We start from the raw sequence: 18,817 nt of genomic DNA on the forward strand, positions 1-18,817 counted from the left end.
CTTAACGGACCTCTACGGTTCCGCCTGCTTTGACGATAGCTTCTTCAGCTGATTTGGAGAATTTAGCTGCAGTTACGTGCAGTTTTTTCTCGAGAGTACCTTCGCCCAGAATCTTAACACCAGCAAGCTGTTTTTTCAGGATGCCTTCGGATTTCAGAAGTTCTGGAGTTACATGTGTACCATCTTCGAAACGGTTCAGATCTTTAACGTTGATCACAGCGTATTCTTTACGGTTGAAGTTGGTGAATCCACGCTTTGGCAGACGTCTTGCAAGAGTAGTCTGACCACCCTCGAAACCAAGACGAACTCCGCCTCCGGAACGGGCCTTCTGACCTTTCTGTCCACGGCCAGCAGTTTTTCCAAGACCGGAACCAGGTCCACGACCTACTCTTTTTCTGGATTTGCGGGACTGATTTGTGGAAAGTTCATGCAGTTTCATTTCGTTTCCTCCTTCTTACCCGCGGATTTCTTCTGGCTTTTTGCCACGAAGTTCAGCTACCTGGTCGAGAGTTCTGAGGGATTTCAGACCTTCAACTGTAGCACGCACGGTATTGATTTTTCTACGGCTTCCCAGGTTTTTGGTCAGTACGTCAGTGATACCTGCCAGTTCAAGAACTGCACGTGTGGTACCGCCGGCGATTACACCAGTACCTTCAGAAGCTGGTCTCATGAACACTTTACCAGCACCGAATGTACCTACTACATCATGTGGAATAGTAGTACCTACGATTGGTACAGTGAACATGTTCTTTTTAGCTGCCTCGGAGGCTTTACGGATAGCTTCAGGTACTTCTTTAGCTTTTCCGGTTCCTACACCGACGCGGCCTTTGCGGTCTCCGACAACAACCAGAGCAGCAAAACGCATCTTACGACCACCTTTTACTGTTTTGGAGATACGGTTGATGGAGACTACCTGTTCGTCGAACTCTTTCGGTTCTCTTCTCTGTCTTCTATCGTTTGCCATGGCGACCTCCTAGAATTCCAGGCCGCCTTCACGAGCGGCATCAGCTAATGCCTGAACACGGCCAGTGTAAAGATAACCACCGCGATCAAACACAACTTTCTTGATATCTTTTTCGAGCGCGCGTTTTGCGAGCTCAGCGCCTACCAGTTTCGCAGCTTCAACATTGCCACCGTTTTTGATGTCCATGTTGACGGAGGAAGCGGAAGCGAGAGTTTTTCCGTTCACATCATCGATGATCTGAGCAGAGATGTTGGCGTTGCTTCTGAATACATTCAGACGTGGGCATTCAGGAGTTCCGCTTACTTTCTGGCGCAGACGTAAATGGCGTTTCTGTCTTGCCTGATTTCTTGACTGTTTTTTAATCATAGTCTTGCTCCTTTCCCACTACTATTTCTTACCAGCAGTCTTACCTTCCTTACGACGGATGTGTTCATCTTTATAACGAATACCTTTTCCTTTGTAAGGTTCTGGTTTGCGGACTGCACGGACGTTGGCAGCGAATTCACCAACGAGCTGTTTGTCGATACCTTTTACGTTGATGGTTGTAGCACTTGGGCAAGTAACTTCCAGGCCATCTACGATTTCAATTTCTACTGGGTGAGAGTAACCAACGTTCATTGTGAGTGTTTTACCCTTCACGGCAGTACGGAAACCAATTCCGACCAGTTCGAGGTCTTTCTGGAATCCTTCAGATACCCCAACAACCATGTTGTGTAACAGAGCGCGGGTAGTGCCGTGCAGCTGTTTGGTTGCCTTTAAATCATTGGGGCGTTTAACAGTGACTGTGTTTCCTTCGTTCTCGATTGTGAGAATGTCAGAAAATTTTCTGGAAAGAGTCCCTTTTGGCCCCTTTACAGTCACCTCATTCCCTGGAGCAACTTCTACAGTAACTCCAGCAGGAATGGTAATCAGTTTATTCCCGATACGTGACATTCAAATTTTCCTCCTGCTAGATCCAGCATTTTGAATGAAAAAGCTGGATGGGGCAAGATCAGTCAAAGAGAAAGCCAGAAACTTCTGGCTTTTCTTTCTGATTCTTACCAGATGTAGGCAATAACTTCGCCGCCTACGTTGGCTTTTTTAGCGTCTCTGTCAGTCATTACACCATTAGAGGTGGAAATGATTGCAGTTCCCAGACCGTTGAGAACGCGTGGCAGGTTTTCTGCTTTTGCGTAAACACGGAAGCCAGGTTTGGAAATACGGCGCAGACCAGAGATAACCTTTTCGCCGTTTTTACCATATTTCAGGTCGATAGTCAGGGTTTTCTTCACACCATCAGTTTCTGTAGAGAAACCGTTAACGTAGCCTTCTTCAACCAGAATTTTTGCGATACGTTCTTTCTCTTTGCTGGAAGGCATGGAGACAGTTTCATGCTTCTGAGCAAGAGCGTTGCGGATACGTGTAAGCATATCTGCGATCGGATCGGTCATAGTCATGTTGTTTTACCTCCTTGCTTACCAGCTTGCTTTTTTGACACCAGGGATCTGGCCATTGTAGGCCAGTTCTCTGAAGCAGATACGGCAGATGCCGTATTTTTTCAGTACAGAGTGCGGACGTCCGCATCTCTGACAGCGAGTGTACTCGCGAACTTTGAACTTCTGAGGACGCTGCTGTTTTAACTTCATCGCTTTCTTTGCCATGAGTTCCTCCTACTTCTTAACGAAAGGCATACCGAGGTCTGTTAACAGAGCTTTTGCCTCATCGTTGGATTCTGCGGTTGTAACGATAACGATATCCATACCACGAGTTCTGTTGACTTTATCGAAGTCAATTTCCGGGAAGATGATCTGTTCTTTTACACCGAGAGTATAGTTTCCGCGTCCATCAAACGCTGTATCAGAAACACCACGGAAGTCACGTACACGTGGTAAGGAGATGTTGAATAACTTATCCAGGAATTCGTACATCTTTTCGCCGCGCAGAGTCACTTTGCATCCGATTGGCATTCCTTCACGAACTTTAAAGTTCGCAATGGATTTTCTGGCTTTAGTGATTACTGGAGCCTGTCCAGTAATGGCAGCAAGTTCTTCAACTGCTTCGTCCATGAACTTGGAGTTCTGAATCGCGTCACCAACACCAATGTTGACAACTACTTTTTCAATCTTCGGAACCTGCATGATGGAAGAATAGTTGAACTGCTTCATCAGACTTGGAACGATCTCGGTCTGGTATTTTTCTTTTAACCGGTTCATTGTCTATCCTCCTACTTCTTTTCCTTAATTTCGTTACCGCTCTTCTTAAAGTAACGAACTTTTGTTGCTTTACCGTCTTTGTCAGTTACGACCTTATAGCCTACACGGCCAGCTTCTTTGGCTTTTTCATCGTAAAGAGCAACGTTGGAAACGTGGATTTTTGCTTCTTTTTCGATGATTCCGCCCTCAGGGTTAGCCTGAGTTGGTTTCTGGTGTTTCTTGACAATATTGACACCTTCAACGATGACCTTGTCTTCCTTCGGGAATACAGTCAGGACTTCGCCAACGGTACCTTTGTAAGCCCCGGTCATTACCTGGACTTTGTCACCTTTTTTAATCTTCACGAAAGATCCTCCTTACAGTACTTCCGGAGCCAGGGACACGATCTTCATGAAATCTGCATCACGAAGTTCACGTGCAACCGGGCCAAAAATACGAGTTCCCCGAGGGGTGTTGTCATCTTTAATCAGAACAACTGCGTTGTCGTCAAATTTGATGTAAGTTCCGTTTTCACGACGTACACCATACTTTGTACGAACGATAACGCCTTTTACTACGTCACCTTTTTTAACGGTTCCGCCAGGAGCTGCCTGTTTTACAGTGCAAACAACGACATCACCGATGTTGGCAAATTTACGCTTACTACCGCCAAGTGGACGGATAACCAGTACTTCTTTGGCTCCCGTGTTGTCGGCAACGCGCAAACGGCTTTCATTTTGAATCATTTGCTTTGTCCTCCCAGCTTATCCACGGGCTTTTTCAACGATCTGTACCAGACGGAAACGTTTAGTTTTGGAAAGAGGTCTTGTTTCCATGATCTCTACCAAGTCACCGTATCTGGCTGCGTTTTTCTCATCGTGGGCTTTAAATTTCTTTGTATATTTAACGCGTTTACCGTAGAGAGGATGTTTTTTCATCGTTTCTACAGCAACCGTAACAGTCTTGTCCATTTTGTCAGAAACGACTCTGCCACGGTAAACTTTTCTGTTGTTTCTTTCTTCCATGTTTGCGTCCTCCCTGACTACTTATTCATTTCGCCAAGAACAGTTTTGATTCTAGCGATATCTTTCTTTACGGTTTTCAGACGAGCTGTGTCTTCCAGCTGTCCTGTAGCCTGCTTAAAGCGGAGATTGAACAGCTCATCTTTCAGCAGGTTCATTTCCTGAAGCAGTTCAGCTTCAGATTTAGTACGAAGTTCACTTGCTTTCATGACTATTCAGTTTCTCCTTTCCGTACAAAACGAGTCTTAACAGGAAGCTTGTGTCCTGCCAGACGCAGGGCTTCTTTTGCGACTTCTTCAGGTACGCCGGCAACCTCGAACATTACACGTCCAGGTTTTACTACAGCTACCCATCCTTCTGGTGCACCTTTACCAGAACCCATGCGGACTTCAAGCGGTTTTTTCGTTCTTGCCAGATGTGGGAAGATTCGAATCCAAACCTTACCACCACGCTTCATGTAACGAGTCATCGCTACACGGGCTGCTTCGATCTGACGGTTAGAAACATAGTTTCCGCTTTCAGCTACCAGGCCGTATTCACCGAATTCTACTTTGCGGCCGGCTTTAGCACGGCCTTCGTAGCTTAAACGGTGAGGACGACGATATTTAGTGCGCTTTGGCATTAACATAATTAATCGTTTCCTCCTTCTGGAGCAGCGGCTGGCTTAGCTGCCTGTGCACGACGTTCGCCGCCGTTTGCACGTCCGCCTTCTCTGCGTGGTCCGCGGTTATTGCGGCCACCCTGACGACGATCATTGCCGCCGCGTCCGTTTCTGCCTCTTGCAGGACGCTGACGTCTCTGTTTTGGTGCTTCTGGTTCTTTAACCATTTCACCTGGCAGAACTTCACCGCGGCAGATCCATACTTTTACACCCAGTTTTCCATAAGTAGTCATGGCTTCTTCAAGGGCATAGTCGATATCTGAACGGAGTGTATGAAGAGGTACAACACCTTCAGAGTAACCTTCTGTACGGGCAATATCAGCACCGCCAAGACGGCCGGATACGGAAGTTTTGATTCCTTTCGCACCAGCTCTCATGGAGTTCTGGATTGCTTTTTTCTGAGTTGCACGGAAAGACTTACGGTTTTCGAGTTCGTTAGCGATCCAGCGGGCAACCAGTTTGGCATCAAGGTTAGGGTTGGCAATTTCTACGACGTTGATCTGCACGTTTTTCACATTTGTGAGTTTCTGCAGTTCTTTTTTCAGACCGGTGATGGATTTACCATCCTGGCCGATTACAACGCCTGGATGAGCAGTCCGGATGATCACGGTCAAGCGGTTCTGCGTTCTTTCAATTTCAATTCGGGAAATCTGAGGATCGGCTTTTCTCTTATCTGCTGCTGCTTTGGAGAGGTTGTCATAATACTTTTCTACGGCATTACGGATCTTCACGTCTTCCATCAGAAATTTCGAGAATTCTTTATCGTCTGCATACCATCTGGACTGCCAGTCACGGATGATACCGGTACGCATTCCAATCGGGTTTACTTTCTGACCCATGGGGATCCTCCTTATTCCTTCTCAGCCACTACAACTGTGATGTGGCTGGTGCGCTTGTTAATGGGGCTTGCGCTTCCCTTTGCACGAGGCATGAAACGTTTGATGGTTACGCCTTCGTTTGCATAGCATTCTTTAACGTACAGTTTGTCTTCATCCATATCGTGGTTGTTCACTGCGTTAGCGACTGCGGATTTTAATACAGCACCAACCATTTCCCCACCTTTGTTTGGTGTGAACTTGCAGATGGCAGCTGCTTCTTCTACGTTCTTGCCACGAATCAGATTCAGAACAAGTCTGGCTTTACGAGGCTGAATGCGAAGTGTTTTTGCTGTTGCTTTTGCTTCCATGCTGACCTCCTATTTTCTGCCTTTCTTATCATCCGATGCATGACCGGTATATTTACGGGTTGGAACGAACTCACCGAGTTTGTGACCAACCATATCTTCAGTTACGTATACAGGTACGTGTTCTTTACCGTTGTAAACGGCAAATGTGTGTTCAACAAATTCAGGGAAGATTGTTGAACGGCGGCTCCAGGTCTTGATGACTTCTTTTTTGTTGGAAGCGTTCAAAGCCTGTACTTTTTTCATCAGGTGCTCATCAATGAATGGCCCTTTTTTCAAACTACGACTCATTTCAACGTTCTCCTTGTTCTATTTGCCGTTTCTTCTGCGGACGATCAGTTTGTTAGAAGCTTTCTTCTTATTGCGTGTCTTAACACCAAGAGCTTTTTTGCCCCATGGAGTCATTGGCGCTTTACGTCCGATTGGGGTACGGCCTTCACCACCACCATGTGGATGATCGTTCGGGTTCATAACGGAACCACGAACAGTTGGGCGTACACCTTTCCAGCGAGTACGTCCTGCTTTACCAAGGTTAACCAGGCTGTGGTCTTCGTTGCCAACGGTTCCGACAGTCGCGCGGCAAGTGCCGAGCACTTTACGAACTTCGCCAGAAGTCAGACGCAGGGTTACGTATTTTTCTTCGATACCAAGGATCTGAGCGGAAGCACCGGCAGCACGTGCCATCTGTCCACCCTTGCCAGGTTTGAGTTCAACGTTGTGAACGATTGTACCTTCAGGCATGTTTCTCAGTTCAGAAGCATTGCCGACTTTGATATCTGTTTCTGGACCAGAAACGACTTTCATTCCTACTTCCAGGCCTTTTGGAGCGAGGATGTAGCGTTTTTCACCATCAGCGTAAGTCAGCAGAGCAATGTTGCAAGTACGGTTTGGATCGTATTCGATTGCAGTAACTGTAGCTGGGATGTTGTCTTTATTCCGTTTGAAATCGATGATTCGATAGGTTCTCTTGTGTCCACCACCCTGATGACGAGTAGTGATGCGGCCGGTGTTGTTACGTCCGCCTTTGCTCTTTAATGGAGCAGTCAGGCTTCTTTCTGGTTTTTTCTTTGTGATTTCTTCAAAGGTAAGACCAGACATTCCACGACGGCCAGGTGTAGTCGGTTTATACTTTTTAATTGGCATAAACTTTTTCTCCTCTCATTCGCGATATTTATTCAGGAAATAGCGTCTTCTCCCTGATGGGCAGAACTATTCTTCTTCCCCGTAGATGTCAATCTGATAACCAGGTTTTAAAGTAACGATGGCTTTTTTGAATCCATGGATTGTGGATGTGTGGCGGCCATAACGTTTTGGTTTATCTTTTGTATTGACGATGTTTACTTTTTCGACTTTAACGCCGAAGAGGTTTTCAACAGCCTGACGTACTTCTACTTTGTTGGTCTGTTTTGGAACCTCGAAGGTATATTTACGAAGGTCATCCATCGCTGCAACAGACTGTTCAGTTACAACTGGACGGATGATAACATCTCTGTAGTCTTTCATGTTAAGCGAGGGCCTCCTCTACTTCTTTTACTGCCTGTTCAGTCATGTAAACTGCGTTGGCATTGAGCAGATCGTATACGTTGATTGCTTTAGAGTTCATCATCATTACGTCTGGAATATTGCGGGCAGACAGATAAACGTTGTCTAATCCTTCTTCATCCATACCAACGACGAACAGAGTTTTTGTTGGCGCCTTCACTGCTTCAACGATTGCCGCGAAGTCTTTTGTTTTTGGCGCATCCAGTACGAGCTGGTCGATCATTCCGAATTCTTTATCAAGAACTTTGCTGGACAGAGCGGATTTCAGAGCCAGTCTGCGAACTTTTTTATTGATTCGGTAAGAGTAATCTCTTGGTTTTGGTCCGAATACGATTCCACCGCCGCGGAACTGAGGTGCGCGGATGGAACCCTGACGGGCACGGCCTGTACCTTTCTGGCGGTAAGGCTTGCGTCCACCACCGGAAACTTCGGAACGTCCTTTTGTGGAGTGAGTTCCCTGACGTTTGCCGGCCTGCTGCATTTTTACAGCTTCATACAGAGCTTCTGTATGAGGTTCAATGGCGAAGATTTCGTCATTCAGATCGTACTGTCTGATGACTTCACCTTTCTGGTTCAATACGTCGATGAGTGCCATTATTCAGTGACCTCCTTTTCAGTACGGTCGATCAGAACAACTGGAGCTTTATCGCCTTTGCTTGTTTTCGCAGTGCGGATCATTACCATGCCTTTTTTAGGACCTGGAACGTTACCTTTGATCAGAACGTAATTGTTTTCTGTATCAACTTTGATAACAGTCAGGTTTGGAGCGGTTGTTCTCTTATGACCTTCATGACCAGGCATTGCTGTGCCTTTCATGATGCGTCCCTGACGGGAAGTAATACCGTTGGTAGCCAGAGATCCGATGTGACGGATGTTCTTGGATCCACCATGGGATTTTGGGCCCTGGTGCGCATTGTTGCGGTAGATGGTACCCATGTATCCTTTACCTTTGGATGTGCCGATGACATCGACCTGTTCTCCTGGGGTAAAAATATTTACGCTGACTGTGTCGCCTGCTTTGACATCGAGGTCGCAGTCGCGTACTTCTCTGACAAAACGTTTTGGACCGGTACCTGCTTTGTTTGCATGTCCGATTTCAGGTTTTGTCGAATTTTTTTCTTTTACATCTTCGAAACCGAGCTGTACTGCATTGTATCCATCTGTATCAACAGTTTTAACCTGCAGAACTACGTTTGGTTCGGCTTCGATTACAGTTACAGGAATCAGCAAGCCATCTTCTGTGAAGACCTGAGTCATCCCTAACTTTCTTCCTAACAAACCTTTCACGATGACTTCCTCCATTAAAGTTTGATTTCGATGTCAACGCCGCTGGGCAGTTCCAGTCTCTGCAGTGCATCGATAGTTTCTTTGTTCGGTGCAACAATATCGATCAGACGCTTGTGCGTGCGGATTTCGAACTGTTCCCGGGAATCTTTGTACTTATGTACAGCGCGAAGGATCGTAACGACCTGTTTTTCTGTAGGCAGTGGTACAGGTCCTACAACCTTTTTTGCACCATGTGCCTGTGCAGCTTCTACAATTTTCTTAGCGCTGTCGTCCAGGATACGATGCTCATACGCTTTTAAGCGGATTCTCATAGTGTTTTTTGCCATGGTTGCTCCTTTCGTTTATTCAAGATAAACATGCTCCATGCGAATTCCCTGACCCATTCCATGACAACGTCTTTCAGTGGGTCAGCAACCTCGCACTTCCTTGCAGTGCTTTGGTATTCTAGCATTCTCTATCCAGCACCGCAAGTAGAAACTCTACGATTTCTTCATTTTTTATCACTCAAAACTCCGAAACCTAAAGGGTTATCCCGTTTTTAATCTTGGAAATGCTTTCAGACTCATGTAAGCGGGCTTTCAGAAGGTCTGCGCCAGAAAGGCCATAAGCGCTTGGTTTGAGCCGAAAGGGCGTCGTAAAAGACGTCGCGATCGTCTTCAAAACGAAAATCGGTGTCCAGATTGGCTTTCATGATCTTAAAAGGTCCAGATTGATCATTGCCACCAGAATGGATGTTTGCAGTCACCTGCATGTTTATGGGCAGATCATCCATCGAAGAGAAGAGGGAAGAGATTTCGCAGCTTTCCAGTCAAATCATCCGATTAAGAATTCTTTATCTGCCTGGCTCAATTCTACTCAACAGAGTCCGCTTTTGCATGGTTTGAAAGCTACATGCTCACAATTCACAAAATCCGCCGGATCTTATGGCAGGCAGAAGACCAAATTGAGTATTTTTTACGGAAGCCGCCACAAACAAAAAAAGAGCCATCCTGCAAGACAGCTCCCTTTCCCGTTTCCCTTCTGTTTCTATTTTATTCTTCTGGTGATTCTTTGCCGATTGTGATGGTCTTGTGGTTCTTCGAATCTTCTTTCTGTTAAAATCGTTTCTCTAACCTTTTCCTTGTTTATCCAAATCAGATTCTTATCTGGTTCTGATTCTCCGATTTTCCATCCGCCTGTGAATCCCGCTGCGCTTTGGACTCTTTTTGGATTCCATCTGTCCTGCCGCCTGCGACCATCCCCGGATGATCTGAGCCTGCTTCATTGAATGGCAGATAAAACGTCTGGGTCGGTCCGGTATCCAGCATCAGCAGTGCAGGTTCCGGAAACTTTTTATACAAAAGATAAAGATCATAAATATCTCCCACGCAGCCACCCCAATGGCTTGCCAGAAGCAAAATGAAAACCTCCCTGAAAAACCAGCCCGGTGAAAGCAGGATTCCCAATCCAAAAACAATTGTAAAAACAACAAGCGGGGCTGCCAGAGCTTCAATGGCAACTTTACGGCTGACGTAAACATCTTTTACGCCGCACCAGGCAATCATTCCATTGAATCCAAACGAAAGCTTCTTGTGCGTCCTGGCTGCATAGACAACTCCATGAGTCAGTTCATGGGCGACTATGTAAACCAGCAGCAGAATATAAAAGACGCCAAGCATCCCCAGAAAACTCCAGTGGTCATAGGTTTTCGTCTTCAAGTCATAAACGACCACGCCAATCAGGGCTGCAATCATGGGGACTGCCGCTGCAATATTCATTTTGACTGCCAGTTCCTTATTGGCTGCATCTACCTGAAAGACTTCCTGATAGTCTTCAGGCAGGGTCTCGATATATAGAGGAAGTTTCATATTCGTCTCCTTCTTCTTGGATCTCTCCTAACTCTTTCCTGGCATTCAATTCCATCCTGGGCTTCGGTCCTTTCCAGGACCTTCATTCTCGATCCTATTTTACGAATCCTGTCGCTGTTTTCTCATAAAATTTCGTTTTGGCTGACTTCATGACCGGAATCGACTGGCTTTCTGATGATTTTCTGAACGCCGCTGGTGCCTATCCAAAAGCACACCAAAAAACCTGGATACGACTCCTCCCTCTTTCAGGAAAAAACCATTATCCAGGCGTTTGGATCTCAATTCAATTTCTGGTCAGAAAACCGGATCAGCTGCGCACATCGTGCCCTTCAATGGAAATCTTGTTTTCACTCAGGAAAGTATCCTGCATTTTGACAAACTTTTTCTTTTCAAAATAGTAAGCAGCAAAGAACACGATCAGTGAAGTATCAAAAGCGGGCAGCAGATAGGTCAGCAGCAGCCAGAGGACAACCGCCAGCCCATCAAGCAGTACGAAATCTTTGATCGAACCGTAAAAGCCGACTGTCCTGAGCTGGGAGGTCAGATCCAGCAGCAAAATAACCAGCGCTGCAGTGGCGATCAGAGCATCCACGGAGAAGTTGATCAGATAGTTATTGCTCAAAACCGCCTTGATGAACATGCACACCAGCGAAGCGCAGATCATATTGATCATGCCGCTGATGCGAAAGATGGTCAGGTCATCCCGCAGGGTGGCTGCTACGCTGTCAAGAAACGAGGCGCTTTTCTTGCGGGAGAGCAGTTTATCCGGAATCTTTTTATTTTCCAGGCGCAGGTCTGTCACCCAGTTGATGAGCAGATGCTTCATCCCGACGGATTCATTCATCTTCTCAATGCTCTGGAAAGCACGAGTGTATTCGACATCTTCACTTAATGGAGCTGCCTTCCGATTGAGCGCTTTGGTATTCCAGTCTGGAGTGAGAAAACTCATTCGAAGGATACCGAATCCGCCCCATCGATCAGGATGTTGGTGCTGAAGTATTTCTTCATGGCTTCATACAGATAGTATGGGTCTTTCGCTCCGCCTGTTTCGAAGGAAGAGTGCATGGCCAGCTGAGCCAGACCAATATCGACGGCATGAACAGAAACCTGCGTATTGGACAGATTGCCCAGTGTCGATCCACCGGCAATGTCAGAACGGTTGGCAAAGCACTGAACAGGGATGTCAGCCATCTTGCAGATCTGACTGAAGATAGCTCTTGAGAAAGCATCGGTTGTGTATTTCTGGTTGGCTGCTTCTTTGATGATTGGGCCTTTGTTCAGTTCAACCGCATTTTCAGCATCTGTTTTTTCTGGATGATTGGGATGAACGGCATGACCATTGTCAGCGGAAACCAGGAAACTTCCGGCAATTGCACGGTAGTAATCTTCATCCGATTTACCCAGGGAGTCATTGATACGATGTAGAGTATCCTGCAGCAGCGTAGACATCGCACCCTGTTTGGTGTTGGAACCAACTTCTTCGTTATCGAAGCAGCAATAAACATCAATCTTGCCACCGTGTTCGGCATTTAAGAAGCCCTGCAGCGTGGTATAGGCACATTCAAGGTCGTCCAGTTTTGGAGAGGAAACGAATTCATCCGCATATCCCCAAACAACACCAGGCATACGGTTCACTAAGAACAGGTCTTTTCCACGGATGGCGTCAACATCAACGCCAAGTTCTTTGGCGACCATGGCATCAAAGGATCCTTTTGCCATTTCGCCAGCAGACATCAATGGGCAAAGGTCAACCTGACGGTTGAATGCATAGCCATCGTTGACCTGACGGTTGAAATGGATGGGCACGTTTGGAATCGTGAGGATGTCGCGATCGATGTAGAGCAGTTTGCTTTCGATGCCCTGTTCGGTTTCAACCAGAACACGGCCGGCAATGGATAATGGACGATCCAGCCATGTGGAGTCAATCATGCCGCCATAAGCTTCAACATTGAGTTTGAGATACTGCGCCGGGCCTGTCAGTTCAGGCACAGCTTTAATTTTGTAGGTTGGGGAATCAGAATGAGCAGCACTCATCTGGAAATGATAGTCAGTCAGATTCTCTGGAATATAGAAGCCAAGGATGGAACTATTGTTGCGGATTACATAGTATCCGTGGCCCGGTTCCAGATTCCAGGCCTCTTTTTCTTTTAAATGCGTGTATCCCTTTGCCGCCATCAGTTTTTCAATGGATGCAACGGAATGGAACATACTGGGGCACTCAGCAATAAACTGGGTCAGCTCCTGAGCGAATTGTTTGTAGGACATAGATAAACCTCCACCATCACAATAGCACATACAAATCTGCCGATTAAGTAATAATCACAATCCTCTTTAGGTTTTTCTTATCCCTGAACCTGCTTTAATCGCGATGAATTATACGAAAACGATTTCAAGGACTACCTTCTTAGGCTACAATTGCGATAACGCTCTGCGGACGAATCCATCTTCATTCTGTTTTTGTTTTCAGAAGTATGCATCTATGATCCAGGTCTGAAGAAACAGTGATCAGGCTCCATCACGATTTGAATAGAGATTTGAATAGAGATTTGAATAGACAAGAGTAAATATCCGTCTCTTCACCACAGCCTGCAAATCCAGCAAGATCATCCAGCACTGTCTGGATCCATGATCTGCCCGGTCCACGAGCGAAAGAAACGTTTTGTTTTTCAATCCCGGTCCAGTCTTTTTCAGGCTGCCTGGATATACCCGAAAGAAGACAGACAAGATCTTTTCTTGTACAGAAAGGAGAGCCCGCCAAGATATGTACCATATTCCCAATGACAAACGGACCATCCGCTCTGCCACACATATTTATGCCGGCCTGCAGGCGTGCCTGAAAACCAAGTCTTTCGAAGAAATTACCATCACTGACATTCAGAAAGCTTCGGGCGTTTCCCGAAGCACCTTCTATCGCCTGTTCGATAATCTGAGTGACGTCATCTACTGGACGTGTGACACGTATTTAGCCCGCTCTTTTGAAGCCATCAGTGAAGAAGACCAGCATGACGAACTGGCTTTGACCCGTCACTTTGTAGCGTTCTGGATGGAGCAGTCCGAATTCTTTGAGCTGATGCTTCAAGTCAGACAGCCCTTTATTCTCTATCAGTGTCTTTTACAGACCTCCGGGAAAATGCGCAAAGATGAAAAAGTTCCCTTGTGTGCTTCTTCCTGGACGGATGATACAGAAGCCCGCTATGCACTCAACCTGCATGCTGGGATCATTTTCAGTCTGCTGAAAACCTGGCTGGAAGGCGGCCGCAAAGAATCCATTGATGAAGTCATGATAATCCTTGAAAAGCAGCTGGATACCTTCTCAAAAACAAGAAGCAGCCGCCCCACCCTGCCCGACCAAATCCCTCCAAGCAAAAAAGTCCTTCATGACCATGGGGAGTCATGAAGGACTTTTCATTTTGATTTCAGTTTTCAGTTGCAGAATTGGTTCACTAAGAATACATCCCGCCCGAATTAGTGGAGAGCAGCCTTTTCAGCCTCATCCTGTTGTTTACGGATAGCCGGCATGATCAGACCTAAAGCCAGTAAAACAAATGGCATAACGATGTTCAGGATTGTACGCAGCATATCCCCTTCCTGGTAGACACCCAGGATGCAGCAGGCCGCTGTAACAAAGAAGCACCAACCGCCAAAGAAGATCGCCAGATTTTTATTCTTAACGAAGACATAATCACTGTGGAATTTGCTTCCAGCTTTGCGCAGCATGATGTAGGCAAAGAATACCCATAAGTAGCGCATTGGCATACATACAGAATTCAGCTTGGTCAGCCATGTGATGATGTCGGCTGCAGATTTACCTAACAGCTGAATTGCGATGATGGATCCGGACAGGATACCGATCAGGATGATACCGTTGACGTAAGCACCATTCTTGTTCTGTTTGAGCAGACCTTTTGGAACAAACTGTCTGGCGGATTCATCATCGAGCAGCATACGCAATGGAGCATCGATCGAAAGAACCAGAGTCGAGAACTGACCGATGGCGTTGCAGGCACCATAAACAATAACAAAGAAGCTGCCCACATGGTAGTATTCACCAAGTTTCTGGAAGCACTCGTAAGCACCGTTGGCAATGAAGGAAGCCTGTGCTTCACCAGTGATTTCAGCCGCAGGAATCATCATACCCATTGCGATGGTACCGAGTACAGCGCAGATCATAACCATGATCGCCAGGGCAATCATGCCTTTCGGGAAATCTTTTCCCGGATTGTTTACCTTATTTACATAAGGAGAAATCTTTTCACAGCCGCCGACCGCAAAGACAAGGATCGAAAGGCTGGTAAAATACTGAACATTGAATTGTGGAATTAAATGTTCCCAGCTCCAGTCAAGTGGAACATAAGTAGCCGATGGGTTAATCATTGGCGCCGCAAACATCATAACGATGTAAAGCAGGGACATGACAAACATCGAGCTTCCAGCCAGGGAGGTCAAAGCTTTTAAAGGCTGCAGACCTTTGGAAGCCACCCATAAGAAGAAGACAAAGACAACACCGGTTGCCAGCTGAACCTGCCAGGAAGGCAGAGAATCATACCATTCATTGCGTAAGAACATCCAGGCCAGTGCTTTCAGACCGCCGCTTCCTTTCGAAGCAATGTATGGGATATGAACAACCCAGTAAGTATAACCAGCGTAATAAGCCAGTTTTGGGTTCGTCGTTTCCAGAACCCAGCTGGTAACACCACCGCCTGCGTTTTTGAACGCAGAACCGAGTTCACCAACCATTAATGCATACGGTACAAAGTACAGGGCAAACATCATGATCCATGAGAAGATGACCTGTGTACCATTGAAGTAACCAAATCCGTTTACTACGTTACCAAAGCCCCAAACAGTGGAAAACGCCATAAACGCAAGGGTAATCCAGCTGATCTTCTTCGCATCCGAAGCAGCTGTAGTACCTTTGTTGGAAGACATAGAAAAACACTCCTTTCACCCGGTCATTATCCCATAAAAACAGTGAAATGTGACCTATATTTGAAATTTTGTGATGGTGTCCAAAAAGATGGGAATCCTGTTTATGAAATTTATCATCTCTGAAAGGCAATAATTTACATTTCATACAGAAACTTTCAAAAGAATGGTTTCTAAGAATGTCATAATTTATCAAAAAAGGCGGATTTTAATGTGATTTCGAATTTTCATACTTATTTCATCTTCTTTTAAGAACCATATGTTTTTCTTAAGATTGATATCGGCTTATGGGTTGAGTGATTGTTTTGCGCTTTCATATTTCAATGTAAACAGCACGCATTTTTATTTTGTTCAGATATCACGGACATTTTAATTTTCGCTCCATATTGTTTTTGTTCAGTATCTCTTTTATTCAGGCAGGTTTTAATGGACACAGCCTCTTTTTGGGATATGGACAGTGCATGCCCAAGACGGATTTTAACAGTTGGTTATATTAGGTTTTTAAGGAAAAAACAGTTTCTAATGAATATAGATGTGTTATTATAAATTCATGAGAATGAAGACGTCACAAGCCTGCAAATACCTTGGGGTTGCCAGGCACACCTTGTACAAAATGATTGAAGATGGAATGCCTGCCCATCGCTCTATTGGCGGACACTACATGTTTGACCAGGAAGAAATGGATCAATACATTGGCAAAGCTCCTGCTCTTCCTGAACGAATGGCCGTTGGCTATTGCCGGGTTTCAACCAAAAAGAGAAAAGATGACCTTGAAAGACAAGCAGATGTGGTTGAAATCTATATGCAAAAGCAAGGCTGGAAATATCAAATCATTGAAGATACTGGATCTGGGATGAACTATAAAAAGCCGGGGCTTTTAAAACTGATCGATCTTTTACTGGATCGAAAGATCAGCCATATTGTCATTACCCACAAAGACAGGCTTCTTCGTTTTGGCTTTGAGTTGATTGAATATATTGCCAAAAAGATGGATACAGAAATCGTAGTTCTTAACCAGGGCGAAGAAAGAAACAGCGCCCAGGAATTAACAGATGACTTGATTGCGATCATTACTGTATTTTCAGGACGGCTGTATGGCTCCAGAAGCAACAAGACCAAAAAAATCATTGAGGAAAGTAAACGGCTGTTGAAAGGAGATGGAGCAGATGAGCAAATCGAAGAAAACGATTCAGATGGTTTCAATCAAATTGAATGATGACCAGCAGATGTTCGCCGAGAATTTGTTTACTGCTTACGTGGAAACCTATAACCTGCTCTCTCCTATTGCCTGTTCCATCAATTCTTATGGACGAAGTGCAGAAAAGATCCGGGACGATCTGCGCAAGCAAAAGCAGGTGTTAAAAGACATCACGACTCATGTTGCAAAAGTAACTGGGGTCGCTTTTCCTGATGGAATGCTTCCATCCTGGCTATGGACAATGGCTTTGCATTCTGCAGTAGCGAACCGCAAGTCTATGGATGAAGAAATCTTCAGGCGGATTCAGGAAGAGCTGTATGCAGATTACAAGATGACGGCCCATGAAGCGGCAGTTGTCATGTACGTGGCGAAATCTCCCAAAGTCTTTAAGAAGATCCTTCAAAAAAGAATGTTTGAAGTCCCCAAAAAGTTTTCAAACAAAGAGATCAATGGCCATCTGCGGCAATGCGATCCTAAGCGGCTCCACAAACTCATTGCTCACGCAGCAAGAAGATACAGACAATACCTTCGGCCAGTTCATACGAATAAAAATACATGGATGAAGATCGATAAGAATGGATATGGCATCCAGCATAAAAATGGAACGACTTTTATTTCTATGCACAGCTTAGGCAGCCAGAAAGAATTCAATGTTGAACTGAAAGGAATCTTTTATACAGCCAAAACAGGCAAGACGAGAAGCAATCTTACTGTTGTCTATGACCGGGACAGGAAATGCTTAGTTTTCCAGAGAATGGTTGAAGTCAGAAACCGCCCGAACCAGTCAGAGACAAAGGTTGGGATGGATGCCGGAATCACGTCACTGCTCAGCACTTCCCATGATATGGCTTCTGCTTCTTTAAAAGAAGAAAAGCTTGCCAAGAAGGAAAAAGAACTGAAAGAGAAAAACAGCAAGGCGGCTCAAACGCTTGACCATACAACCTTCAAGCAGTTCAGCTATTCTGCTTCTGATTTTCTCAGCGAGCGGGGAATCCAGCGCAACCGGATTCGAGACCGCAGGAAAAATGCCTTAAAAGAAGCAGACCAGATCCAGTTTTTGCTTAACGATCCACAATCAAAATGCTCAGAAGACGAGAAAAAGAAACTGGAAGACCAGATCTATGCCCTTAGACGCAAAGCTAAGCGGATTGAGGAAAACAACCGAAGAGGAAACAAACGCTTTCGCAGGCAGTCCCAGAGAATCCAGAATCATTTAAAGACAATCACAAATGAAGAGATTGCCTTAGTTCTCAAAGCAGACTCGGATATTGGGCACATCATCATGGAAAACCTGGACATCAGGGGACAGGCAAGCACCTGGTCAAAACTAAACCGCAGGCTGTCAGGCTGGATTTATGGCCTCTTGCAGGAAAGAGTGGAATACAAAGCTGGATTGAAGTCAATTAAAACTTCGTATGTCAACCAGGCTTACAGTTCCCAATACTGCCATATCTGCGGAAGCAAAATCCAAAGAGACAAATCTCATTATGAAAATGCGCGTTGTAAGCTGCATGGACAGTTCAATGCAGATATCAACGCCGCCCATAACCTCGTCTGGATGTATGAAAATCATCCTGAAGTCACCAAATGGACCCCAAGAAAAACGGTCCAGCAGTTTTATGAAAAAAGATCTGAATGTTATAACCAGACCGTCTGCAGCCTTATTGCATCATTAAAAGGGTTAAGCAGTGCAAAATCCGCCTAACCCTGCGTAATTCGTTTTTCTGCACAAAAAATACGAACCAAAAACAAGTGTGAACATCAAGCACGAACACATAGAAAAATCCCATATGAGTTCTGAACTCATATTTGTTTACTCCCCCTGCCGAAGCTGGCGGCGGAACGATCTTCGGATTGGGCCAAAGTCTCAGGGCTGGTCCTGCGTCGGTAAGGGGGATGCGGGATGCCAGTACTGCGATACTGGGCTGTATCCCATAAAATTTGGATTTGGATTCCCTTCGGGGAGTTTTGGTCCTCAAAGCGGGGCTTAGATAAGGATCTTGTATCTTAACCCTT

Annotated in this window: 27 protein-coding genes; 3 read left to right on the top strand and 24 right to left on the bottom strand. The window is 45.5% G+C overall.

Going from position 1 to position 18,817, the window contains the following annotated elements; all coding sequences use genetic code 11:
- Position 1: 1 nt before the first annotated feature.
- From rplO to U4956_RS04765, 23 genes are all read right to left on the bottom strand, one after another.
- Positions 2-439, bottom strand: a complete 438-nt coding sequence (gene rplO / locus U4956_RS04655) for a 50S ribosomal protein L15 (protein WP_323089354.1) — start codon at positions 437-439, stop codon at positions 2-4.
- A gap of 15 nt (positions 440-454) precedes the next feature.
- On the bottom strand, positions 455-964 hold the full coding sequence (gene rpsE, locus U4956_RS04660; protein WP_323089355.1) for a 30S ribosomal protein S5: 510 nt from the start codon (positions 962-964) through the stop codon (positions 455-457).
- A 9-nt stretch (positions 965-973) separates the two neighbouring features.
- The gene (gene rplR, locus U4956_RS04665) at positions 974-1,330 is read right to left on the bottom strand and encodes a 50S ribosomal protein L18 (protein ID WP_323089356.1); all 357 of its coding nucleotides are present in this window, start codon (positions 1,328-1,330) and stop codon (positions 974-976) included.
- A gap of 21 nt (positions 1,331-1,351) precedes the next feature.
- Positions 1,352-1,897 (bottom strand): 50S ribosomal protein L6, encoded by a 546-nt coding sequence (gene rplF, locus U4956_RS04670; protein ID WP_323089357.1) that lies wholly within the window; start codon positions 1,895-1,897, stop codon positions 1,352-1,354.
- A 104-nt stretch (positions 1,898-2,001) separates the two neighbouring features.
- Complete coding sequence (rpsH, locus tag U4956_RS04675) at positions 2,002-2,400, bottom strand: 30S ribosomal protein S8 (protein ID WP_323089358.1); 399 nt, start codon at positions 2,398-2,400, stop codon at positions 2,002-2,004.
- Between the two features lie 18 nt (positions 2,401-2,418).
- Positions 2,419-2,604: a type Z 30S ribosomal protein S14 gene (locus U4956_RS04680; RefSeq protein WP_323089359.1), complete on the bottom strand. Its 186-nt coding sequence runs from the start codon at positions 2,602-2,604 to the stop codon at positions 2,419-2,421.
- Positions 2,605-2,613: 9 nt separating this feature from the next.
- A complete protein-coding gene (gene rplE / locus U4956_RS04685; protein WP_323089360.1) occupies positions 2,614-3,156 on the bottom strand; it encodes a 50S ribosomal protein L5 in 543 nt (180 codons plus the stop codon).
- Positions 3,157-3,167: 11 nt separating this feature from the next.
- On the bottom strand, positions 3,168-3,500 hold the full coding sequence (gene rplX / locus U4956_RS04690; protein WP_323089361.1) for a 50S ribosomal protein L24: 333 nt from the start codon (positions 3,498-3,500) through the stop codon (positions 3,168-3,170).
- 12 nt (positions 3,501-3,512) lie between these two features.
- On the bottom strand, positions 3,513-3,881 hold the full coding sequence (gene rplN / locus U4956_RS04695; RefSeq protein ID WP_323089362.1) for a 50S ribosomal protein L14: 369 nt from the start codon (positions 3,879-3,881) through the stop codon (positions 3,513-3,515).
- Between the two features lie 18 nt (positions 3,882-3,899).
- A complete protein-coding gene (rpsQ, locus tag U4956_RS04700; RefSeq protein WP_323089363.1) occupies positions 3,900-4,160 on the bottom strand; it encodes a 30S ribosomal protein S17 in 261 nt (86 codons plus the stop codon).
- 17 nt (positions 4,161-4,177) lie between these two features.
- A complete protein-coding gene (rpmC, locus tag U4956_RS04705; RefSeq protein WP_323089364.1) occupies positions 4,178-4,366 on the bottom strand; it encodes a 50S ribosomal protein L29 in 189 nt (62 codons plus the stop codon).
- A gap of 2 nt (positions 4,367-4,368) precedes the next feature.
- Positions 4,369-4,785 carry a 50S ribosomal protein L16 gene (gene rplP / locus U4956_RS04710; protein ID WP_323089365.1) on the bottom strand — a complete coding sequence of 139 codons (417 nt, stop codon included), beginning with the start codon at positions 4,783-4,785 and terminating at the stop codon, positions 4,369-4,371.
- Positions 4,786-4,787: 2 nt separating this feature from the next.
- Positions 4,788-5,657, bottom strand: coding sequence for a 30S ribosomal protein S3 (gene rpsC / locus U4956_RS04715; RefSeq protein WP_323089366.1), 870 nt, complete (start codon positions 5,655-5,657; stop codon positions 4,788-4,790).
- Between the two features lie 11 nt (positions 5,658-5,668).
- Positions 5,669-6,004 (bottom strand): 50S ribosomal protein L22, encoded by a 336-nt coding sequence (gene rplV / locus U4956_RS04720; RefSeq protein WP_323089368.1) that lies wholly within the window; start codon positions 6,002-6,004, stop codon positions 5,669-5,671.
- A 9-nt stretch (positions 6,005-6,013) separates the two neighbouring features.
- Positions 6,014-6,292, bottom strand: coding sequence for a 30S ribosomal protein S19 (gene rpsS, locus U4956_RS04725; RefSeq protein ID WP_323089369.1), 279 nt, complete (start codon positions 6,290-6,292; stop codon positions 6,014-6,016).
- 18 nt (positions 6,293-6,310) lie between these two features.
- Positions 6,311-7,144 carry a 50S ribosomal protein L2 gene (gene rplB, locus U4956_RS04730; RefSeq protein WP_323089370.1) on the bottom strand — a complete coding sequence of 278 codons (834 nt, stop codon included), beginning with the start codon at positions 7,142-7,144 and terminating at the stop codon, positions 6,311-6,313.
- Between the two features lie 66 nt (positions 7,145-7,210).
- Complete coding sequence (rplW, locus tag U4956_RS04735) at positions 7,211-7,504, bottom strand: 50S ribosomal protein L23 (protein WP_323089372.1); 294 nt, start codon at positions 7,502-7,504, stop codon at positions 7,211-7,213.
- Position 7,505: 1 nt separating this feature from the next.
- Entirely contained in the window at positions 7,506-8,138 is a 633-nt protein-coding gene (rplD, locus tag U4956_RS04740) for a 50S ribosomal protein L4 (protein ID WP_323089373.1), read from the bottom strand.
- A complete protein-coding gene (rplC, locus tag U4956_RS04745) occupies positions 8,138-8,830 on the bottom strand; it encodes a 50S ribosomal protein L3 (RefSeq protein ID WP_323089375.1) in 693 nt (230 codons plus the stop codon). Before rplC ends, rplD begins: the two co-directional genes overlap by 1 nt.
- 14 nt (positions 8,831-8,844) lie before the next feature.
- Complete coding sequence (rpsJ, locus tag U4956_RS04750) at positions 8,845-9,156, bottom strand: 30S ribosomal protein S10 (RefSeq protein ID WP_323089378.1); 312 nt, start codon at positions 9,154-9,156, stop codon at positions 8,845-8,847.
- Between the two features lie 807 nt (positions 9,157-9,963).
- Positions 9,964-10,677 (bottom strand): DUF3267 domain-containing protein, encoded by a 714-nt coding sequence (locus tag U4956_RS04755; protein WP_323089380.1) that lies wholly within the window; start codon positions 10,675-10,677, stop codon positions 9,964-9,966.
- Between the two features lie 307 nt (positions 10,678-10,984).
- Positions 10,985-11,626 (bottom strand): hypothetical protein, encoded by a 642-nt coding sequence (locus U4956_RS04760; protein ID WP_323089381.1) that lies wholly within the window; start codon positions 11,624-11,626, stop codon positions 10,985-10,987.
- Positions 11,623-12,942: a M18 family aminopeptidase gene (locus U4956_RS04765; RefSeq protein ID WP_323089382.1), complete on the bottom strand. Its 1,320-nt coding sequence runs from the start codon at positions 12,940-12,942 to the stop codon at positions 11,623-11,625. The genes U4956_RS04760 and U4956_RS04765 overlap by 4 nt, the downstream gene beginning before the upstream one ends.
- Positions 12,943-13,438: 496 nt before the next feature.
- Between U4956_RS04765 and U4956_RS04770 the strand changes: the two genes are divergently transcribed.
- Positions 13,439-14,074 (top strand): TetR/AcrR family transcriptional regulator, encoded by a 636-nt coding sequence (locus U4956_RS04770; RefSeq protein WP_323089384.1) that lies wholly within the window; start codon positions 13,439-13,441, stop codon positions 14,072-14,074.
- 68 nt (positions 14,075-14,142) lie between these two features.
- On the opposite strand, the gene U4956_RS04775 is transcribed toward U4956_RS04770, so the two are convergent.
- The gene (locus U4956_RS04775; protein ID WP_323089385.1) at positions 14,143-15,606 is read right to left on the bottom strand and encodes an APC family permease; all 1,464 of its coding nucleotides are present in this window, start codon (positions 15,604-15,606) and stop codon (positions 14,143-14,145) included.
- A 553-nt stretch (positions 15,607-16,159) separates the two neighbouring features.
- Here U4956_RS04775 and U4956_RS04780 point away from each other — a divergent pair.
- Entirely contained in the window at positions 16,160-16,819 is a 660-nt protein-coding gene (locus U4956_RS04780; protein ID WP_323089386.1) for an IS607 family transposase, read from the top strand.
- A complete protein-coding gene (locus U4956_RS04785; RefSeq protein WP_323089387.1) occupies positions 16,770-18,506 on the top strand; it encodes a zinc ribbon domain-containing protein in 1,737 nt (578 codons plus the stop codon). The genes U4956_RS04780 and U4956_RS04785 overlap by 50 nt, the downstream gene beginning before the upstream one ends.
- Positions 18,507-18,817 lie beyond the last annotated feature (311 nt).

Origin of the sequence: Allobaculum sp. JKK-2023 (assembly GCF_034745455.1) — a bacterium.
Classification (GTDB): Bacteria; Bacillota_I; Bacilli_A; order Erysipelotrichales; family Erysipelotrichaceae; genus Allobaculum.

Coding starts and splice junctions, on each gene's coding strand:
- rplO (WP_323089354.1), bottom strand. CDS start 439: ATGAAACTGCATGAACTTTCCACAAATCAGTCCCGCAAATCCAGAAAA.
- rpsE (WP_323089355.1), bottom strand. CDS start 964: ATGGCAAACGATAGAAGACAGAGAAGAGAACCGAAAGAGTTCGACGAA.
- rplR (WP_323089356.1), bottom strand. CDS start 1,330: ATGATTAAAAAACAGTCAAGAAATCAGGCAAGACAGAAACGCCATTTA.
- rplF (WP_323089357.1), bottom strand. CDS start 1,897: ATGTCACGTATCGGGAATAAACTGATTACCATTCCTGCTGGAGTTACT.
- rpsH (WP_323089358.1), bottom strand. CDS start 2,400: ATGACTATGACCGATCCGATCGCAGATATGCTTACACGTATCCGCAAC.
- U4956_RS04680 (WP_323089359.1), bottom strand. CDS start 2,604: ATGGCAAAGAAAGCGATGAAGTTAAAACAGCAGCGTCCTCAGAAGTTC.
- rplE (WP_323089360.1), bottom strand. CDS start 3,156: ATGAACCGGTTAAAAGAAAAATACCAGACCGAGATCGTTCCAAGTCTG.
- rplN (WP_323089362.1), bottom strand. CDS start 3,881: ATGATTCAAAATGAAAGCCGTTTGCGCGTTGCCGACAACACGGGAGCC.
- rpsQ (WP_323089363.1), bottom strand. CDS start 4,160: ATGGAAGAAAGAAACAACAGAAAAGTTTACCGTGGCAGAGTCGTTTCT.
- rpmC (WP_323089364.1), bottom strand. CDS start 4,366: ATGAAAGCAAGTGAACTTCGTACTAAATCTGAAGCTGAACTGCTTCAG.
- rplP (WP_323089365.1), bottom strand. CDS start 4,785: ATGTTAATGCCAAAGCGCACTAAATATCGTCGTCCTCACCGTTTAAGC.
- rpsC (WP_323089366.1), bottom strand. CDS start 5,657: ATGGGTCAGAAAGTAAACCCGATTGGAATGCGTACCGGTATCATCCGT.
- rplV (WP_323089368.1), bottom strand. CDS start 6,004: ATGGAAGCAAAAGCAACAGCAAAAACACTTCGCATTCAGCCTCGTAAA.
- rpsS (WP_323089369.1), bottom strand. CDS start 6,292: ATGAGTCGTAGTTTGAAAAAAGGGCCATTCATTGATGAGCACCTGATG.
- rplB (WP_323089370.1), bottom strand. CDS start 7,144: ATGCCAATTAAAAAGTATAAACCGACTACACCTGGCCGTCGTGGAATG.
- rplW (WP_323089372.1), bottom strand. CDS start 7,504: ATGAAAGACTACAGAGATGTTATCATCCGTCCAGTTGTAACTGAACAG.
- rplD (WP_323089373.1), bottom strand. CDS start 8,138: ATGGCACTCATCGACGTATTGAACCAGAAAGGTGAAGTCATCAGACAG.
- rpsJ (WP_323089378.1), bottom strand. CDS start 9,156: ATGGCAAAAAACACTATGAGAATCCGCTTAAAAGCGTATGAGCATCGT.
- U4956_RS04755 (WP_323089380.1), bottom strand. CDS start 10,677: ATGAAACTTCCTCTATATATCGAGACCCTGCCTGAAGACTATCAGGAA.
- U4956_RS04760 (WP_323089381.1), bottom strand. CDS start 11,626: ATGAGTTTTCTCACTCCAGACTGGAATACCAAAGCGCTCAATCGGAAG.
- U4956_RS04765 (WP_323089382.1), bottom strand. CDS start 12,942: ATGTCCTACAAACAATTCGCTCAGGAGCTGACCCAGTTTATTGCTGAG.
- U4956_RS04770 (WP_323089384.1), top strand. CDS start 13,439: ATGTACCATATTCCCAATGACAAACGGACCATCCGCTCTGCCACACAT.
- U4956_RS04775 (WP_323089385.1), bottom strand. CDS start 15,606: ATGTCTTCCAACAAAGGTACTACAGCTGCTTCGGATGCGAAGAAGATC.
- U4956_RS04780 (WP_323089386.1), top strand. CDS start 16,160: ATGAAGACGTCACAAGCCTGCAAATACCTTGGGGTTGCCAGGCACACC.
- U4956_RS04785 (WP_323089387.1), top strand. CDS start 16,770: ATGAGCAAATCGAAGAAAACGATTCAGATGGTTTCAATCAAATTGAAT.